This window comes from Saprospira sp. CCB-QB6 (assembly GCF_028464065.1).
Lineage (GTDB): Bacteria > Bacteroidota > Bacteroidia > Chitinophagales > Saprospiraceae > Saprospira.
In genome coordinates, this window is record NZ_CP116808.1 from 499167 (window position 1) to 513636 (window position 14470).

Genomic DNA, 14470 nt, shown 5'->3' on the forward strand with positions numbered 1-14470 from the left:
AGTATGAAACAGCTCCTATTTACTGCACTGCTCGCCCTTAGCTTGGGCGCCTGCCAAGAAGCTAAAACAGATAGCAAAACGGCTAGCACAGCCAACAAACAACCCGCCCAAACCGTGGCGGTGGTAGAAGAAAAATCGCAAAACACAACTTCTAGCGATTTTCCCAATGCCGATAAAATCCTAACTACCGAAGCAGGTAAATCGCTCCCAATCTATCATTTTGAAGGCTTCGAAAAAGATATTCTGAGCCTAAAAGATGGCGAAGAACTCTATGTCGTCAATTTCTGGGCAACCTGGTGCGGCCCCTGTGTTAAGGAATTACCCTACTTCAACGCCCTAGAAAAAGAACTAGCCGGCAAGGTCAAATTCCTTTACGTTAGCCTCGATTTTACCAAAAGCCTAGAGAAAAAACTACTGCCCTTTATGGATAAAGAAGAGATTGGGCAGGTGGTTTTCTTGGACCAAAAAAAGGTGAATGAATGGCTCCCCAAAATTGACGAAAACTGGTCTGGCGCTATTCCCGCCACCCTCATTTTAGGCAAAGGCCAACATCAGTTCCACCGCCAAAGCTTCCATAGCAGCGAAGAACTCAAGGCCATTTTGCCCCTGTAATTTCATCGTATTTCCTGACTATTTTATAATAATTACATGATCAAGCAAAGTTTAATTATGCTCTTGTTTTTGGGCCTATTTACAGCCTGCCAATCGGAGGCGCCCAAAACAACGGCCACAGATGAAACCAACAAAACGGAACAAACTGCCGAAACTAGAGGCAAAACAGAAACAGCAGAAACCACCCCTAGCAAACGCTATGAATTGGGCGATGCCGTAGCCGATTTCAAACTCAAAAACGTAGATGGCAATATGGTCAGCCTGGCCGATTATCCCGAAGCCAAAGGCTTTGTGGTCATCTTTACCTGCAACCACTGCCCCTTCTCTATCGCTTATGAGGACCGCATTATCGCCTTGGACAAAAAGTACAAGGAACTCGGCTATCCCGTTATCGCGATCAACCCCAATGACCCTGAGGTCAATGAAGATGATAGCTACCCAAAAATGCAAGAAAGAGCCAAAGAAAAAGGCTTTAGCTTCCCTTATCTATTCGATGAAGGCCAAAACGTTTTCCCTCTCTTTGGCGCAACCAAAACGCCTCACTGCTTTTTGCTCAACAAAGAAGGCGATGCACTTAAACTCGTTTACAAAGGAGCTTTTGACGATAGCAAAGAAGCAGAAGAGGTAAGCAAAACTTTCTTGGCCGATGCCTTGGAGGCCTTGCTCAAAAATGAAGCCCCCAGCCCTAATAGCACCCTCGCTTTTGGCTGTAGCATCAAAACTAATGACAAAAGCAAAATTGCCGAATAAGCCATTCTGCTCTCAGCATTAACCAGCTCGCCTAGTGTCTTTAAGATGCTAGGCTTTTTTTATGTTGTTTTGGGGCCTCCTGCCTGCGGCAGGCGCTACGTTCCGCAGCTCGCAGGTCTGCTCGGCCCTGCAGCGCTGCGCGCTTTGGTCTGGCCCTGCGGGCCACTGCTGTCCATCCCTCAGCCAAATCGAAATCCGGGACTATTTAAAATTTTGTGTCTGCCCTTTCCTGCGCCTAGGGACAAGCCCCTAGGCGATGATGTCTGGAATATCATTAACGATACTAAAAAGGTCATTCTTTAGCTCTTTGGATAAGTTCAGTTATCAATAACTTTAACAAAACCTTCACGAAAGCAAAAAAAGGGCTTCCGTCCGCTAGTCTGCAGCGGCCAGAAAGCTTGGGCTTTAGCCCAGAGACCTAAAAGAGCAAGTAAAAAGCTAGGTCGAGCTAGGAAAAAGTTAGCTCAATAGGCTAATTGATTAAGTTCCGTTACTTAATATTTTAACTAGTTCATAACAGAAGATAAATAGTTGGCCATAGCTTAGTCTGGGCTAAACCAATGATTTAGCGCTTGGAGTTGGGTATAAAAAAGGGGGGCTTGAGGCCTAAAAAACTAAGCAAAAAGGTAACAAAATACAGCTTTGTACGTAAAATAGTTACATCATCTTTAAAACGGCTAGACTTATGAAATCGAACACAGCACTTCATCTCAACCTACATCATGCAATTTCCCAGCAATTACTTGTAGCCTTTAGATATAATGATCAGGATGACTGGCGGGTCGTCGAGCCATTTTGTTTGGGTTTGACTAGGGCCAACAATTGGGGATTACGGGCTTTTCAGCGTTCAGGGCCGGTGGGTTCAAAAACCAGTTGGAAGTTATTTAATTTGGATAAGGCGCAGGACTTGCGGGTCTTGAGTCAGCAATTTTCGGCGGAGGTACGGGAGCAGTATCGGGTAGGAGACAAACAGATGCAAACTATTTTCCGTCAGTTATATTAGGATAAGCCTAGGTTTTGGGGCATAGAGAAAGGGACTAGCGAAAATTTCGCTAGTCCCTTTTTGGTCCAATGAGCAGTAAGTTTGGGGTGGCGGAGCCGCCTTGGCCGCAGGCCAAAATGGCCCAGCGCTGCGCAGCGGTGGCCGCAGGCCAGACCGAGCAGGCGGAGCCTGCGAAGGGCCGAGCGAATAGCGAGCTGCGGAGCATAGCGGCGGCCGCCCCAAATTGGAGGGCGGCCGCGGGCCCCAAATCTTTAGAAATAGAAGCTTAGTGTAGCACGGACCGAGAATTTTTGGGCATCTTGGTTATCGAAATAGCTAAGGCGCCAGAGGGCATCAACTCGGATAACCTTAAAGATATTTTCGATTCCGGCGCCAATTTCCATATAAGGGCCGCGGTTGAAGCTGCCGTAATAGGGGCCGCCATTATCTTGGTGGTTGAGGGCGTTGGCGGCTTGATTTTCTTGGCTCAGGCTGCCCCAAACGCCGCGGAAGAAGGCCACCTCTCTCCATTTGAGTTTTCGGATGAGTGGAATTCTGTTGAGGAAAAAGCCGTCGAAATGTTGGACGGCGCGAACGCCCACCCAGATATCGCTCACAAACTCGAAGCTATTCATGAGGTTGTAGGATTCGGGATTGTAGAAATAGGCCTCATTACCGGGATGGCTTTCGAGCAGGAGGTAAGGCAGGCGGCCAAAGACTTTTCCGCCTTCGATTCGGTAAGAAAACCAGCCGATGGGACCGACATTAAACCAGTGGGAGATTTCGGCGCTAATGCGGTGATAATTGTATTTGCTGCCTAGCACCCCTTTGATTCCGGCCAGGTAGCTCAGTTCGATAATGGGAAATTCGGTACCGATAGAGAGGTCGCTAAAGTAGCTACGCAGGAGTTTTTCTTTGTAGGCGTAGCGAAACTTGAGGAGGATTTCGGTAGTGGTAATAGCCGTATCGATTTTTGTGTAGTCGTTGGCATTGGGATAATAGCGGAAATTGAAGCCTCTATCGGAGCGGCTAAAAGCGGCTCCTTGGGGGATTAGATTTCGGTGGATAACGGCCAGGCGGTTGGAGAAGCCTTTTTTGTAGGTATGTTGATAATAGGCTTTAAACTCCTTAACGGCCAGCATTTTTGGGGGCACATTTCGGCGGAGGAAGCCTGCAAAAAGGCCTTGGCTAGGGGTTTGTTCGCTATTTCGGTTATCGAAAAGGACATCGTTAATATATTTTACGCCAACTTCTCTTCTTTTGAATCGGTTGAAGACATATTGGCCTTCTAGACGGTACTTCCAGCGTTTATCACCGAAGCCGTAGGCCCCGTAGCCATAGATGCGTAATCTTTTAGAGAATTTAGGGCCTGTTCCGACGCCAAAGCCTAGGCGGATTCCTTCGATATCGTTATAATTGAAGATAGAGCCATAGGGGCCGAGGTAGAGGGGGCCTTGTTCATAATAGCCTGTAGATATGGTAGATAATAGCTTGGTTGCGGTTTGGTAGATAGGGACCGTTTTGATGCTATCGACCATTTTGTAGACTGCTTTTTCGTTATCGGTCAGTTTTTCGTGTCGTTGTTCGGTCCAGAAAGAATCGGCTTTTTCGAGGGAGATGAAATCTATATCCTCAGGATCGACTTCTTTATAGGTTTCTACTACCGTCTCTTTGCCAATTTTAAAGTCCTTAAACATCAGGGTTTTTCGGCCGATCACCCCCATCATTTTTTCTCGTTTTTTGCTTAGGGCGAAGTCGATAACGGTTTTTTCTTTATAGGGGAGCCAGATACTATCTTGTTGTTTGTATTCGGCATAGATGAGCAGGCGGTTCACGAGGTTCACGTTTACGTCTTCGCTCATTCTCATATTGACGATTTCGAGCCCATAATTTTCAACAGAGACCCAGAAGTCGCCATAGAAGGTATTTTCGCCACGGCGTTTGGGTTTAAACTTAAGTTTATAGGACCATTCGTCTTCGATGTGAGTAGAATCGATGATATAGTATTCGTAGAAAAAGAGGCCATTATTGGCGAAGGGGCTAATAAACTCTTTACCCAGTACGGTAATATAGTTATCGTAGAGGTCAAATTCGTCATGCATTTGGCCGATAAAGTCGACAACGGTTGTATTTTCTACGCCGGATACTTTTTGGGCTTTGAGTAGTTCTTTTTTGCCCTTACCATTAACATAGAAAATATCGTAGATACGTTCAGCTACATAAGCGGGCAAAAAGGGTTTAACATCAGAGGTAGAATCGATATTATCGAAGATAAATTGGAGGTCTTTAAACAAAGGGCTATCCTTCATTTTTGGGTCAATATTATTGAGGTCCAATTCTGTTTTAGAGTAGCATTCTACTTGATAATTATCAAAGTTTTTGCGCTTATTGCGTTCTTTATTGGCTACAATACGGCGAACGACTTCATTCGCTGGATTTTCTCCGGCCAGAACGGTTACGGCTTCTAGCTCTACAGAGCTACTCTTTAGACGAAAATTGATAATCAATTCTAGCTTTGTCGTATCAATTTTTTTTATCAGGTTATCGTAGCCCACGGAAGCGGCCATAATAGTATCGCTGGGTAAGCTAGAAAGCTCCATTTCTATTCGATACTTTCCTTCTACATCAGAGGTTACCCCTAGTGGGATATCACCTGGGATAAACACGCTACAAAAAGGGACCCCCTCTTCCGTGTCATCATCAATTACTTGTCCTGTTAGTACAATTTTTTGGGCTATCAAAAGGGGGGCCCAAGCTAAAAAAACAAGAAGGAGTAGATTACGCATAAAAAAATCTTAGGGTTTAGTCAAAAACGACATTCTAATTTAGGGAAAAAACAAACATAGGCGCTAAGTTAAATGGACATAATCCATTTTTATGCAGCCCAAGCAGAGTTTTTTTCCGATGAGTCTGTAACAAAATAGTTAAATTCGGTTTTTAGGAAATAGTAAGCAGAAGGCAGCGGTAAATTCCCTATTCGGCCCTGTCTTTAAATTTTTCATTTTGTTTTTTATATGTTTAAATAACTATTCTATGCGAAATCTCCTTATGTTTTGCCTTAGTATTTTATTCGTTCAACTGGCCTATGCTCAGCCTCAAAAACTACTAGATCAACTCAGCGGTAGAGAAGAAATTAGTTTTATGGGGCGCAGTACATTTTCTTTAAAAGAGAATTCTGGGGCTACATTAGTTCAAAATTTAGGGCTTAAGTTGCATGATGCTTTAGTCAAAAAAGAGCTAAAAAACGTTAGTTCTGCGGGCTTGCCTCATTCTCCAGATCCTGCGCAATGGATGGCGGCTTATCCGCAGCGGGATGATGAGGTTTATTCTTTTAACCCCATGACCCTAGAAGAGGAAAAGCATGAAGTCAAAACTGAAGTAAAACTCACAGATTTTAGCGATTTTGATATTGTGGCCTTGATTGCCTATAACAAAAAGACGCATCAATTTGAGTATTATCCCTATGCGATTCGTCCTGTTTTGGCGGCAGCAGAAGGAGTAGTTTACAGCCCTATTCAGATTGAGATTGCTCAAGGGGACATGGTTCAAAACCAAAAGCGCCGCATGAGTTTTTCTGGAAAAATTGATGGCAAAATCAAGCTTGAGCGATTCCAGCCATTATCTAATGCAAAAGAAGGCGAAGCAATGGGCTTGAGCCAGATACTAGAGGAGCAAATTGGGGCTTTAGAAGAGCTCCCAATCAAAGATCTCAAAGGGAAAGAATTGGCGCAAGAAGCTCGATTGCAGCTCCAAAAAGACATTACTGCAGCTGGAGGGGTGGTTATTTTTGATCCGACCTCCATGGCAGAAAAATTGATGTATCAAATTGCGCCTCAATTTATCCTCGATTTTAGCCGTGGAGTTTTCCATACGAGCAATCTATCGGTACAAATACAACATATTGAAAAAGAAGAATTAGGCTATATTTTTCCTTTCTAAGGCTGGGTTAGCCGAACATTTAAGCGCCTCCAAGAATATTGGGGGCGCTTTTGTTTTGCCCTGAATAAAGTGTAACTTCAGGCCCAGAGAAAGTCTTTTTTTCGATTGAAAAACATATCTAATGCAAGAGGTACAATTTGAAGATGCTTTGGACTATGCCAGAGCACAGGATGTTAGTGATCCCCTAGCGCATTTCCGTCCCCAGTTCCATTTTCCCAAGCAGGCTGATGGAACCCCTATCATTTATCTTTGCGGCAATTCTTTGGGTCTACAGCCCCGCCTTGCTCAAGAGCTGATGCAAGAAGAGATGAATGTTTGGAAAGAGTTGGCCGTAGAGGGGCATTTTAAAGCCAAGCGGCCTTGGATGACCTATCATGAAGAGTTTAGCCAGCAATTGGCGCCCATTGTAGGAGCTCTTCCTCAAGAGATCACAGTCATGAACACCCTAAGTGTCAATTTGCACCTGATGATGGTCTCTTTTTATCGGCCCACAAAAACGCGTTATAAGATTGTGATTGAGGGCGGCGCTTTTCCTTCAGACAAATATGCGGTAGATTCGCAATTGCGTTTTCATGGAATTGATCCTCAAGATGGATTGATTCAACTTCGTCCTCGTATGGGCGAGGATCATTTGCGGACCGAAGATATTTTACAAACCTTAGAGCGGGAAAAAGACAGCATTGCTCTAGTTATGTTGAGTGGTATCAATTATTATACGGGCCAATGTTTTGATATGCAAGCCATTACTAAAAAGGGTCATGAAATTGGTGCTATGGTGGGCTTTGATTTGGCCCATGCCGCAGGTAATGTTAAGCTTCAGTTGCATGATTGGGGGATGGATTTTGCCGTTTGGTGCCATTACAAATACCTCAATTCTGGCCCTGGTTGTATTGCGGGCGCCTTTGTGCATGAGCGTCATCTTGGCCGCAAAGATATTCCTCGTTTTGAAGGCTGGTGGGGCCACCACAAAGAAAGCCGCTTTAAGATGCCGGCTACTTTTGAACCCGCCCCCAATGCCGATGCTTGGCAGATTAGTAATGCACCTATTTTGGCCATGGTGCCTATGCGCGCTTCTTTGGCCCTTTTCAATGAAGCGGGCATGGATCGTTTGCTGGCCAAAAGCAAAAAACTCACGGCTTATTTAGAGTTTTTGCTCAACCAATTACCCACCGATCGCATCCGTATTCTAACGCCCAAAGATCCTAAAGACCGGGGCGCACAACTCTCTATCCAAGTAAAGGGCGCTGACCGCAGTCTTTTTGATGATTTGGTTGAAAATGGAGTAATTGGTGACTGGAGAGAGCCCGATGTCATTCGCATTTCGCCGGCCCCCATCTACAACTCTTTTGAGGATGTTTATCAGATGGTCCAAATTCTAAAAAAATGCTTAAATATCTAAACTAATTCTCTATTTAGGGGATTTAGTTTGGGGCCCGCGGCCGCCTTTTGTTCAAAAGGCGGCCGCCGCTATGCTCTGGGGCTCGCAGGGCTGCTCGGCCCTGCGGCGCCTACAGCGCCTTGGTCTGGCCTTCGGCCACCCCGCCGCAGCGCTGGGCCTGCTCATCCCATGAGCAGGCCCTAAGTTATCGGCTTCGGCCCTTTAAACTTAATGCGTACTGGAGGACCAAAGGGCCGCAGCTGCGCGGGCAAAGCAACCTAATAAGGTGGAGCTGGCTGAGCGCTGCGGAGCGGGTGCGGCCTAGCCGCAGACCCAGCGGGCAAAGCCCGCGCAGGGCCGAGCAGCCCTGCGAGCCCCGAAGCATAGCGACCCGAGGGACAACAAGGCCTTTAGGCCGCAGTTTAACGACCGCAGGGAGTAACCGAGGGGCAGCCCCTAGATTAGATCATAAATTTTATTATTTTGTGACAAGATCTAAATTTGTGTTTTACAGAAAAAAAAAGAACTTAATTATTAGTTAAGTCCGAAAATGCGTTTAAAAGCTGCCTTTTTCTACTAAAGAACGCTTATTTTTGGGGTTAACCATTTTTCCACAAAGCGGGGACACCTGCTTGAAATCTACTTTTGTATGCAAAAACTATCGATTCAATTTTTTATGCTGTTTTGCCTCAGCTTTCTGTCTTTCTCGGCCTCGGCCCAGTTGATAGAAGATTTTGAGGGCAGCGTTCCTCCTACGGGTTGGGCTATTTTTGATAACGGGATTGGGACAGCGCAGTCTTGGCAGGCCTCTACCTCCTCAAATACGGGGGCTCAGGCGGCCTATGTTCGTTTTGAGAGTGTTACGGGAGGAAATGCTGTAGACTGGATGGTAACGCCTTTAGTTAATATTAGTGCTGGAGCGAGTAGCATGGTTTTTTACCAGCGTCAGCTTTTAAGTACTGATTATGGTACTGTTTATACCATTCGAGTATCAACTACCTCTCAGACGGACACGACTACTTTTACGACGATTGACACTCAGGTAGAGACTGATTTTGGGACGACTTATGCCCCTAAGACAGTAGATCTTAGTGCTTATGTGGGCCAATCTATTTATGTTGCTTTTGTAATGGAGCAAAATGATGGAGACAACTGGTACATTGATGATTTGAGCATTGGGGCTACTCCTTGTTTGGATGCCACAGCTTTGACGGCAAGTAATATTACCGCCACTTCTGCAGACATTAGTTGGTCTAGCAATAGTGGAGGGGGACAGGCTGAAGTAGCCATTGTAGCTAGTGGGGCTCCTGCTCCTACCTCAGGGACAACAACTACAAATAACCCTTTTGCAGCTACGGGTTTGGCTGATGGAACCACCTATGATGTTTATGTACGGGAAACTTGTTCTACGGGTGGTCAGACAAACTGGGTAGGTCCAGTTAGTTTCACTACACTTTGCCTTGGTGTTCAGGGAGATGTAGCTAGTGATGCGATTGTTATTAGCACGCCTAACTTCAATCAAGCTGGTCCAACAGATTCTTGTTATACCAACTCTATTGGATATAGTTCTGCTGACGTTTGGTTCCAGTATGTGATTCCTAGTTGTACAGACTCTTTATACATTGGTTTAGATAGTTCTGATTTTGACACTTATCTTCGTGTTTATGCTGCTGATGCCTCAACTTCTTTGGCAACAAATGACGATGGTGGTGCAGGATCTACTTCTCGTTTAGCATTGAGCATTTTAAATAATGCTAACTTTAATTCTGGAGATACCATTTATATTTTGGTAGAAGGTTTTTTATCTAGCACAGGGAACTATGTACTAGATGTACAAGCCACTACAAGTAGTTCTCCTGCCGGAGATTGGGCCAATACGGCTATTTCTATGAATACTCTTCCTTTTGCATTCAGCAACGCTACTATTTGTTACAGCAATAGTACTGGGCAAGCTGCTTCTGATGTTTGGTTGCAATATATTGTAGAAGACTGCCTAGACTCTATTGTCATCTCTTTAGCAGGTTCTGATTATGACTCTTATTTGGGCATCTATGCTGCGGATAGCACAACCCTACTTTTTAGTGATGACAATAGTGCTGGGAACAGCAATGCTGCGCTTAGCATTCCTGTGGGCACTACTATTAGTGTTGGAGATACCATTTATATTTTGGTAGAAGGCGCTGGAACTGCCAGCGGAAACTTCCAGCTAGATGTACAGGCGGTATTTCCTCCTCTTGCTGGTAATACTATTCAAGAAGCCATTAGCATCAATGCATTTCCTTTTAGTAATTCTGGAGCAACGACAGGTTGTTTCCAAAATACTATTGGAAATAGCTCTGCCGATGTTTGGTTCCAGCATGTACTTGACAACTGTACAGATACGCTATTCATTAGCTTAGATAGCTCTGATTTTGATACATACCTCCGTGTTTATGCAGCTGACGGCACTACTCAGTTGGATTACAATGATGATGGTGGACAAGGAACAACCTCTTACCTTCTTCTTGATATCATTAATGATCCTAGCTATAATGCAGGAGATACTATCTACATCTTAGTAGAAGGTTTTGGCTCTAACACAGGAAACTACGGCCTCAATGTTGATGCGGTACGTTGTGACCCTGCAGTTAGTGCAACAGTGGTAGTTAATGGCCTACAAAATACATATTGTAATGCCAATAATATCCCTAGCTCACAAATGGTCATCTACAATGGCGGAAATAGTGATTTGGCCATGGTTCCTTATACCATGACACTAAGCACTCTGCCCTTTACTATTCTTGTAGACACGGTCTACAACGTTCCTATGGATGATTCTGTAGTGGTTAACCTTCCTGCCTTCCCGGCTGCTTCTGGCAACGGAATCTTTGAGGTAAGCATTGAGGTGCCTGGCGATTACGACAGTACAGACAATGTATATACTCAAGTATTGGCGATTTCTAATACTGTATCTACTGTTTCAGCTGTAAATTTAGCTTGTAATGGAGATGCTAGTGGTACAGCTACTGCTTTAGGACTAGCTGGTATTGCACCTTATAGCTATGTTTGGGATGCCAATGCTGGCAGCCAAACTACGGCTACAGCTACAGGCCTCAATGCAGGAACTTATAGTGTTACCATTACAGATAGCATTGGTTGTGGTACACAAAATAGCGTTCAAATTACTGAACCCACTGTTTTGACAGTAAATGCAGTAGACAATAACGATGGTACGGCTACAGCTAATGCTGCTGGTGGTGTTGCTGTTTACAGCTACAATTGGTCTAATGGAGAAACCACAGCAAGCATCCAAGATACCGGCTTCCAAACCGTTATTGTTACTGATGCTAATGGTTGTCAAGCTAGCGATACAGTGACTATCATCGTTCTTAGCATTCAAGGTATCCAAGGGCTTGATGAACTAAGCATCTTCCCTAACCCTGCTCAGGATTATGTAAACCTCAACTTTGAGTTGACCGAAAGCCGTCAGCTTCAACTACAACTGGTAGCCCTAAACGGCCAAGTGGTCTATACGCAAAGCCTAAATGCTGTGGGTCAACAAAACTTGCAGATCAATACACAGGATTTGGCTCCAGCCATGTATATGCTCCGCATCATTGATGAAGAGAGCCGCACACAACATACAGCGCCTATCGTTATCCAACGATAAGCTTTAAATCCCATTTCATTAAGTGGGTAGCATAAAGTTGGCCCCCAAGATCAATGATCTTGGGGGCCTTTTTTTATTCTCGCCAAATAGGCTGCACTTCTCTCAAATTGACCTGTACATAAACATCATCAATCTTCTCAATGATTTGCGGCAATAGGTCCTTAACCAGCTTTTTCCGCTTATCATTCCAATGCCCCGCCGCTTTTTCAAACTCCTTAGAGTTTTGCTTTTTCATCCAATCTTCCCAAGGATTGCTGCGGCCTTCTAAAGTTTGACGCAAACCCTCAAAAAGGTTTTTAAAGAGCATGCTGGCCAAACGATAGCGCTCCAAAAGAGCATCCACTTCCTGTATTTTTGCCGAAATCGCTTTGATCTGCTCTTCTTTTTCTTCCTTATTCGTCGAAAACTTGAGTAAATTCTCAAAATATTGATCTACAGAAGCACTCAATTTCTTCATCGCCTCCTTTTCATTATCCAACACTTTATTGATAAAAGCGCCGTCCTGAGCCAACTTTGGATCAATCAAAGCAATGTATTCAGATAACAACTCTTCTGCATCTTTACTCAAGTCCCGCATCCGCAAATTGACATTTTTCCAACTATTAGAATGATGATCCAAGGAAGCATACTCCGCCTCTACAATAGAAAAGAAAGCCGAAAAATGCTGATATTTTTGCCGGCCCGTTTGGATTAAAGAGTCATTCTTTTCCTGTATTGCTGGATCCATTTGATAGACCTTCACATTATGTTTGCCTCTCCATCCATCCAAACGAACGTTCTCTAAAATGACCTCTTTAAAGGGCTTGTACTTGGCCTCAATATTGGCCCGACTAAACAAGCTCGAAAATACGCCCTTAAAACTATTGATGACACTCTTTAGCTTGCCTCCAGTCAAAATATTTCCCACATCAGCCGCAAAATTGAGCACCTTGCCCGCTCTCGAACGCCCTTGTACTAGCTCTGCATTATATTGCTGTCGCTGCCGCTCAAACTCCTCTCTCAAATCTTTGATGTAATCCTTTTGCGCCAAATCCGATAGCTCTTCCATGGTCCCCAACCAAGCCTGAAACTCCTGGTAAGCCAAGGGATTGGCCATCTCACTGCGCTCATGAAAAATATCATAAATCTGCAAGGAGATGTCAATATGGCCCACATAATTATACACATTGCCTATGGTCTGCACCTCACTATAATAAATGTCCTTGAGCCGCCTCGCTGCCTTGGCATAATTTCGATGCTCCGCCTTCCGAATACTTTCCAAAATATTTTCCTCAATCTTCACTTTCTCTACCTCCAATATTCGAGAGGTTTGTATACGATTAAATGCAGTTTGTGACAGTTCCTCTACCTGAATATTATCAATCAATAATTCTCCAGATTCATAATTTTGAATGCTCATTTTGACCCGACTCAACTTGCTCAAGGCCAACTCATCCAACTGTATCGGATTGGGAAAACAAATGCTACTATTGCTCTTGATTTCCTGACTGCTATATTCCGACCATTTTTTATCCTCTTCCGAATAATAGCTGTACACAATCCTAAATCCATGGCCCGCACTCACATTTTGCACCCGATAATCAAAGCGCAAACTCCCTATGCCATAAGGCGACTCCGGCAACCTGAGCTCCATACTCGAGCCATTTCCCAAGAGCAAAAGCGCCGGATTATCCGCCGCACAACCCGTAGGGATAATCGCCGCAGAACCCTGACAATGCAAGCCTTTTGCCTTGTCTAAATCCTCTATCGCATCAAAATTTTCACTCAATAAAAGTTTTTGGGCCTGCATAGAGCCAAAACCCAAAAGGAATAAACAGAATAAGACGTTTTTCTTCATTTTTAGTATCTTGATTTTTTGGGGCCTCCGCCTCGCTTCGCTCGTCGGCGCTACGTTTCGCAGCTCGCTATTCGCTCGGCCCTGCGCCGCTTTCAGCGGCTGGGTCTGGCCTAACGGCCACTGCTGCACATCGCTAGGCCAATACACTTAATGCTCGAAAGCCAACTAAATGATAGTTTCATGCTAAGTTTCTGGGAAAAAGAACAATTCTTCGGACCACAAGATGTGGTTATTGTCGGAGCCGGTTTGGTCGGCCTAAATGCCGCCCTAAATTTAAAACAACAACAGCCCCAAGCTAAAATATTGGTCCTAGAAAAAGGCCTCTTACCCGCTGGGGCCAGTAGCCGAAATGCAGGCTTTGCCTGCTTTGGTAGCCCTGGCGAACTGTACGAAGACCTTAAAACACATAACTGGCCAGAATTAGAGGAGCTACTCTATCAACGCTATTTGGGCTTGCGCTTATTGCGAGAAACCCTAGGCGATCAAAACATAGCTTATCAAGCCAGTGCTAGCCTAGAACTTTTTAGGACAGAAGAAGAAGAGCAATATCAAGCCATTTTGGCCCAGTTGCCCAGCTTCAACAAGCGTTTAGCCCCCCTTTTTGAGGGCCAAAAACTCTTTGTTCCCTTGGCCAAAGATGCGCTAAAAAAAGAAGGTTTACAAAATTTTTCGGCAGCTTTCAAAAATCCCTTAGAGGGCCAAATTGACACGGGAAAAATGATGCAAAGCCTGGTCCAAAAAGCAGAAATGGCTGGGATTAGCATCCGTTGGGGAGCCGAGCTTTTAGACTGGGAACAAAGCCCCAAGGGCCTTTGTTTAAATCTCCGTTTTGGTCCAGAACAACTAGCGCTATACAGCCAACAACTCTTAATTTGCAACAATGGTTTTGGCCCTCGCCTATTGCCTAAACTAGTCCTAAAACCTGCTCGAAATCAGGTAATTTTGACCAATCCCATTCCCAATTTGGCCCTCAAACGGCCCTGCCACGCCCAAGCGGGCTATGTTTATTTTCGGCCCATAGCGGGACGGATTTTGTTGGGTGGTGGCCGACATCTGGACCTTGCAGGAGAAACAACCGATGAGCTGGGCCAAACGGCTATAATTCAAGATTTTTTAGCGGATTACTTGCATAATGTACTGGACCAAAAGGTAGGCATTAGCCAAAGTTGGTCGGGTATTTTGGGCGTAGGGCCACAAAAAAAGCCCCTTTTGGGCCAAACTGAGGAAGGCGTTTATTATGCGCTGCGTTTGGGCGGTATGGGCGTAGCCCTAGGCAGTTTGTTGGGCCAAAAAGCCGCCTCCTTATTAACCGATTAAATTCTT

Annotated in this window: 9 protein-coding genes; 7 read left to right on the forward strand and 2 right to left on the reverse strand. The window is 44.8% G+C overall.

Annotated features, from left to right (window positions below; genetic code table 11):
* The first annotated feature begins 3 nt into the window (after window positions 1-3).
* The 3 genes from PPO43_RS01845 (at window position 4) to PPO43_RS01855 (ending at window position 2365) form a co-directional block, all read left to right on the forward strand.
* Complete coding sequence (locus PPO43_RS01845) at window positions 4-612, forward strand: TlpA family protein disulfide reductase (RefSeq protein WP_272620089.1); 609 nt, start codon at window positions 4-6, stop codon at window positions 610-612.
* A 36-nt stretch (window positions 613-648) separates the two neighbouring features.
* Window positions 649-1362 (forward strand): thioredoxin family protein, encoded by a 714-nt coding sequence (locus PPO43_RS01850; protein ID WP_272620090.1) that lies wholly within the window; start codon window positions 649-651, stop codon window positions 1360-1362.
* Window positions 1363-2047: 685 nt separating this feature from the next.
* Window positions 2048-2365, forward strand: a complete 318-nt coding sequence (locus PPO43_RS01855; RefSeq protein WP_002660158.1) for a WYL domain-containing protein — start codon at window positions 2048-2050, stop codon at window positions 2363-2365.
* 251 nt (window positions 2366-2616) lie between these two features.
* Here PPO43_RS01855 and PPO43_RS01860 read toward each other — a convergent pair whose 3' ends face one another.
* A complete protein-coding gene (locus PPO43_RS01860; RefSeq protein ID WP_272620091.1) occupies window positions 2617-5130 on the reverse strand; it encodes a DUF5686 and carboxypeptidase-like regulatory domain-containing protein in 2514 nt (837 codons plus the stop codon).
* Between the two features lie 247 nt (window positions 5131-5377).
* On the opposite strand from PPO43_RS01860, the gene PPO43_RS01865 reads away from it, so the two are divergent.
* From PPO43_RS01865 to PPO43_RS01875, 3 genes are all read left to right on the forward strand, one after another.
* Window positions 5378-6283, forward strand: a complete 906-nt coding sequence (locus PPO43_RS01865) for a hypothetical protein (RefSeq protein ID WP_272620092.1) — start codon at window positions 5378-5380, stop codon at window positions 6281-6283.
* 121 nt (window positions 6284-6404) lie between these two features.
* The gene (gene kynU / locus PPO43_RS01870; protein WP_272620093.1) at window positions 6405-7682 is read left to right on the forward strand and encodes a kynureninase; all 1278 of its coding nucleotides are present in this window, start codon (window positions 6405-6407) and stop codon (window positions 7680-7682) included.
* Window positions 7683-8310: 628 nt separating this feature from the next.
* Window positions 8311-11310: a T9SS-dependent choice-of-anchor J family protein gene (locus PPO43_RS01875; RefSeq protein ID WP_272620094.1), complete on the forward strand. Its 3000-nt coding sequence runs from the start codon at window positions 8311-8313 to the stop codon at window positions 11308-11310.
* Between the two features lie 73 nt (window positions 11311-11383).
* On the opposite strand, the gene PPO43_RS01880 is transcribed toward PPO43_RS01875, so the two are convergent.
* Window positions 11384-13147 carry a hypothetical protein gene (locus PPO43_RS01880; protein ID WP_272620095.1) on the reverse strand — a complete coding sequence of 588 codons (1764 nt, stop codon included), beginning with the start codon at window positions 13145-13147 and terminating at the stop codon, window positions 11384-11386.
* Between the two features lie 180 nt (window positions 13148-13327).
* Here PPO43_RS01880 and PPO43_RS01885 point away from each other — a divergent pair, with 180 nt between their 5' ends.
* On the forward strand, window positions 13328-14464 hold the full coding sequence (locus PPO43_RS01885) for an NAD(P)/FAD-dependent oxidoreductase (protein WP_272620096.1): 1137 nt from the start codon (window positions 13328-13330) through the stop codon (window positions 14462-14464).
* Window positions 14465-14470: the final 6 nt, after the last annotated feature.

Coding starts and splice junctions, on each gene's coding strand:
- PPO43_RS01860 (WP_272620091.1), bottom strand. CDS start 5,130: ATGCGTAATCTACTCCTTCTTGTTTTTTTAGCTTGGGCCCCCCTTTTG.
- PPO43_RS01875 (WP_272620094.1), top strand. CDS start 8,311: ATGCAAAAACTATCGATTCAATTTTTTATGCTGTTTTGCCTCAGCTTT.
- PPO43_RS01880 (WP_272620095.1), bottom strand. CDS start 13,147: ATGAAGAAAAACGTCTTATTCTGTTTATTCCTTTTGGGTTTTGGCTCT.
- PPO43_RS01850 (WP_272620090.1), top strand. CDS start 649: ATGATCAAGCAAAGTTTAATTATGCTCTTGTTTTTGGGCCTATTTACA.
- PPO43_RS01855 (WP_002660158.1), top strand. CDS start 2,048: ATGAAATCGAACACAGCACTTCATCTCAACCTACATCATGCAATTTCC.
- PPO43_RS01865 (WP_272620092.1), top strand. CDS start 5,378: ATGCGAAATCTCCTTATGTTTTGCCTTAGTATTTTATTCGTTCAACTG.
- PPO43_RS01845 (WP_272620089.1), top strand. CDS start 4: ATGAAACAGCTCCTATTTACTGCACTGCTCGCCCTTAGCTTGGGCGCC.
- kynU (WP_272620093.1), top strand. CDS start 6,405: ATGCAAGAGGTACAATTTGAAGATGCTTTGGACTATGCCAGAGCACAG.
- PPO43_RS01885 (WP_272620096.1), top strand. CDS start 13,328: ATGCTAAGTTTCTGGGAAAAAGAACAATTCTTCGGACCACAAGATGTG.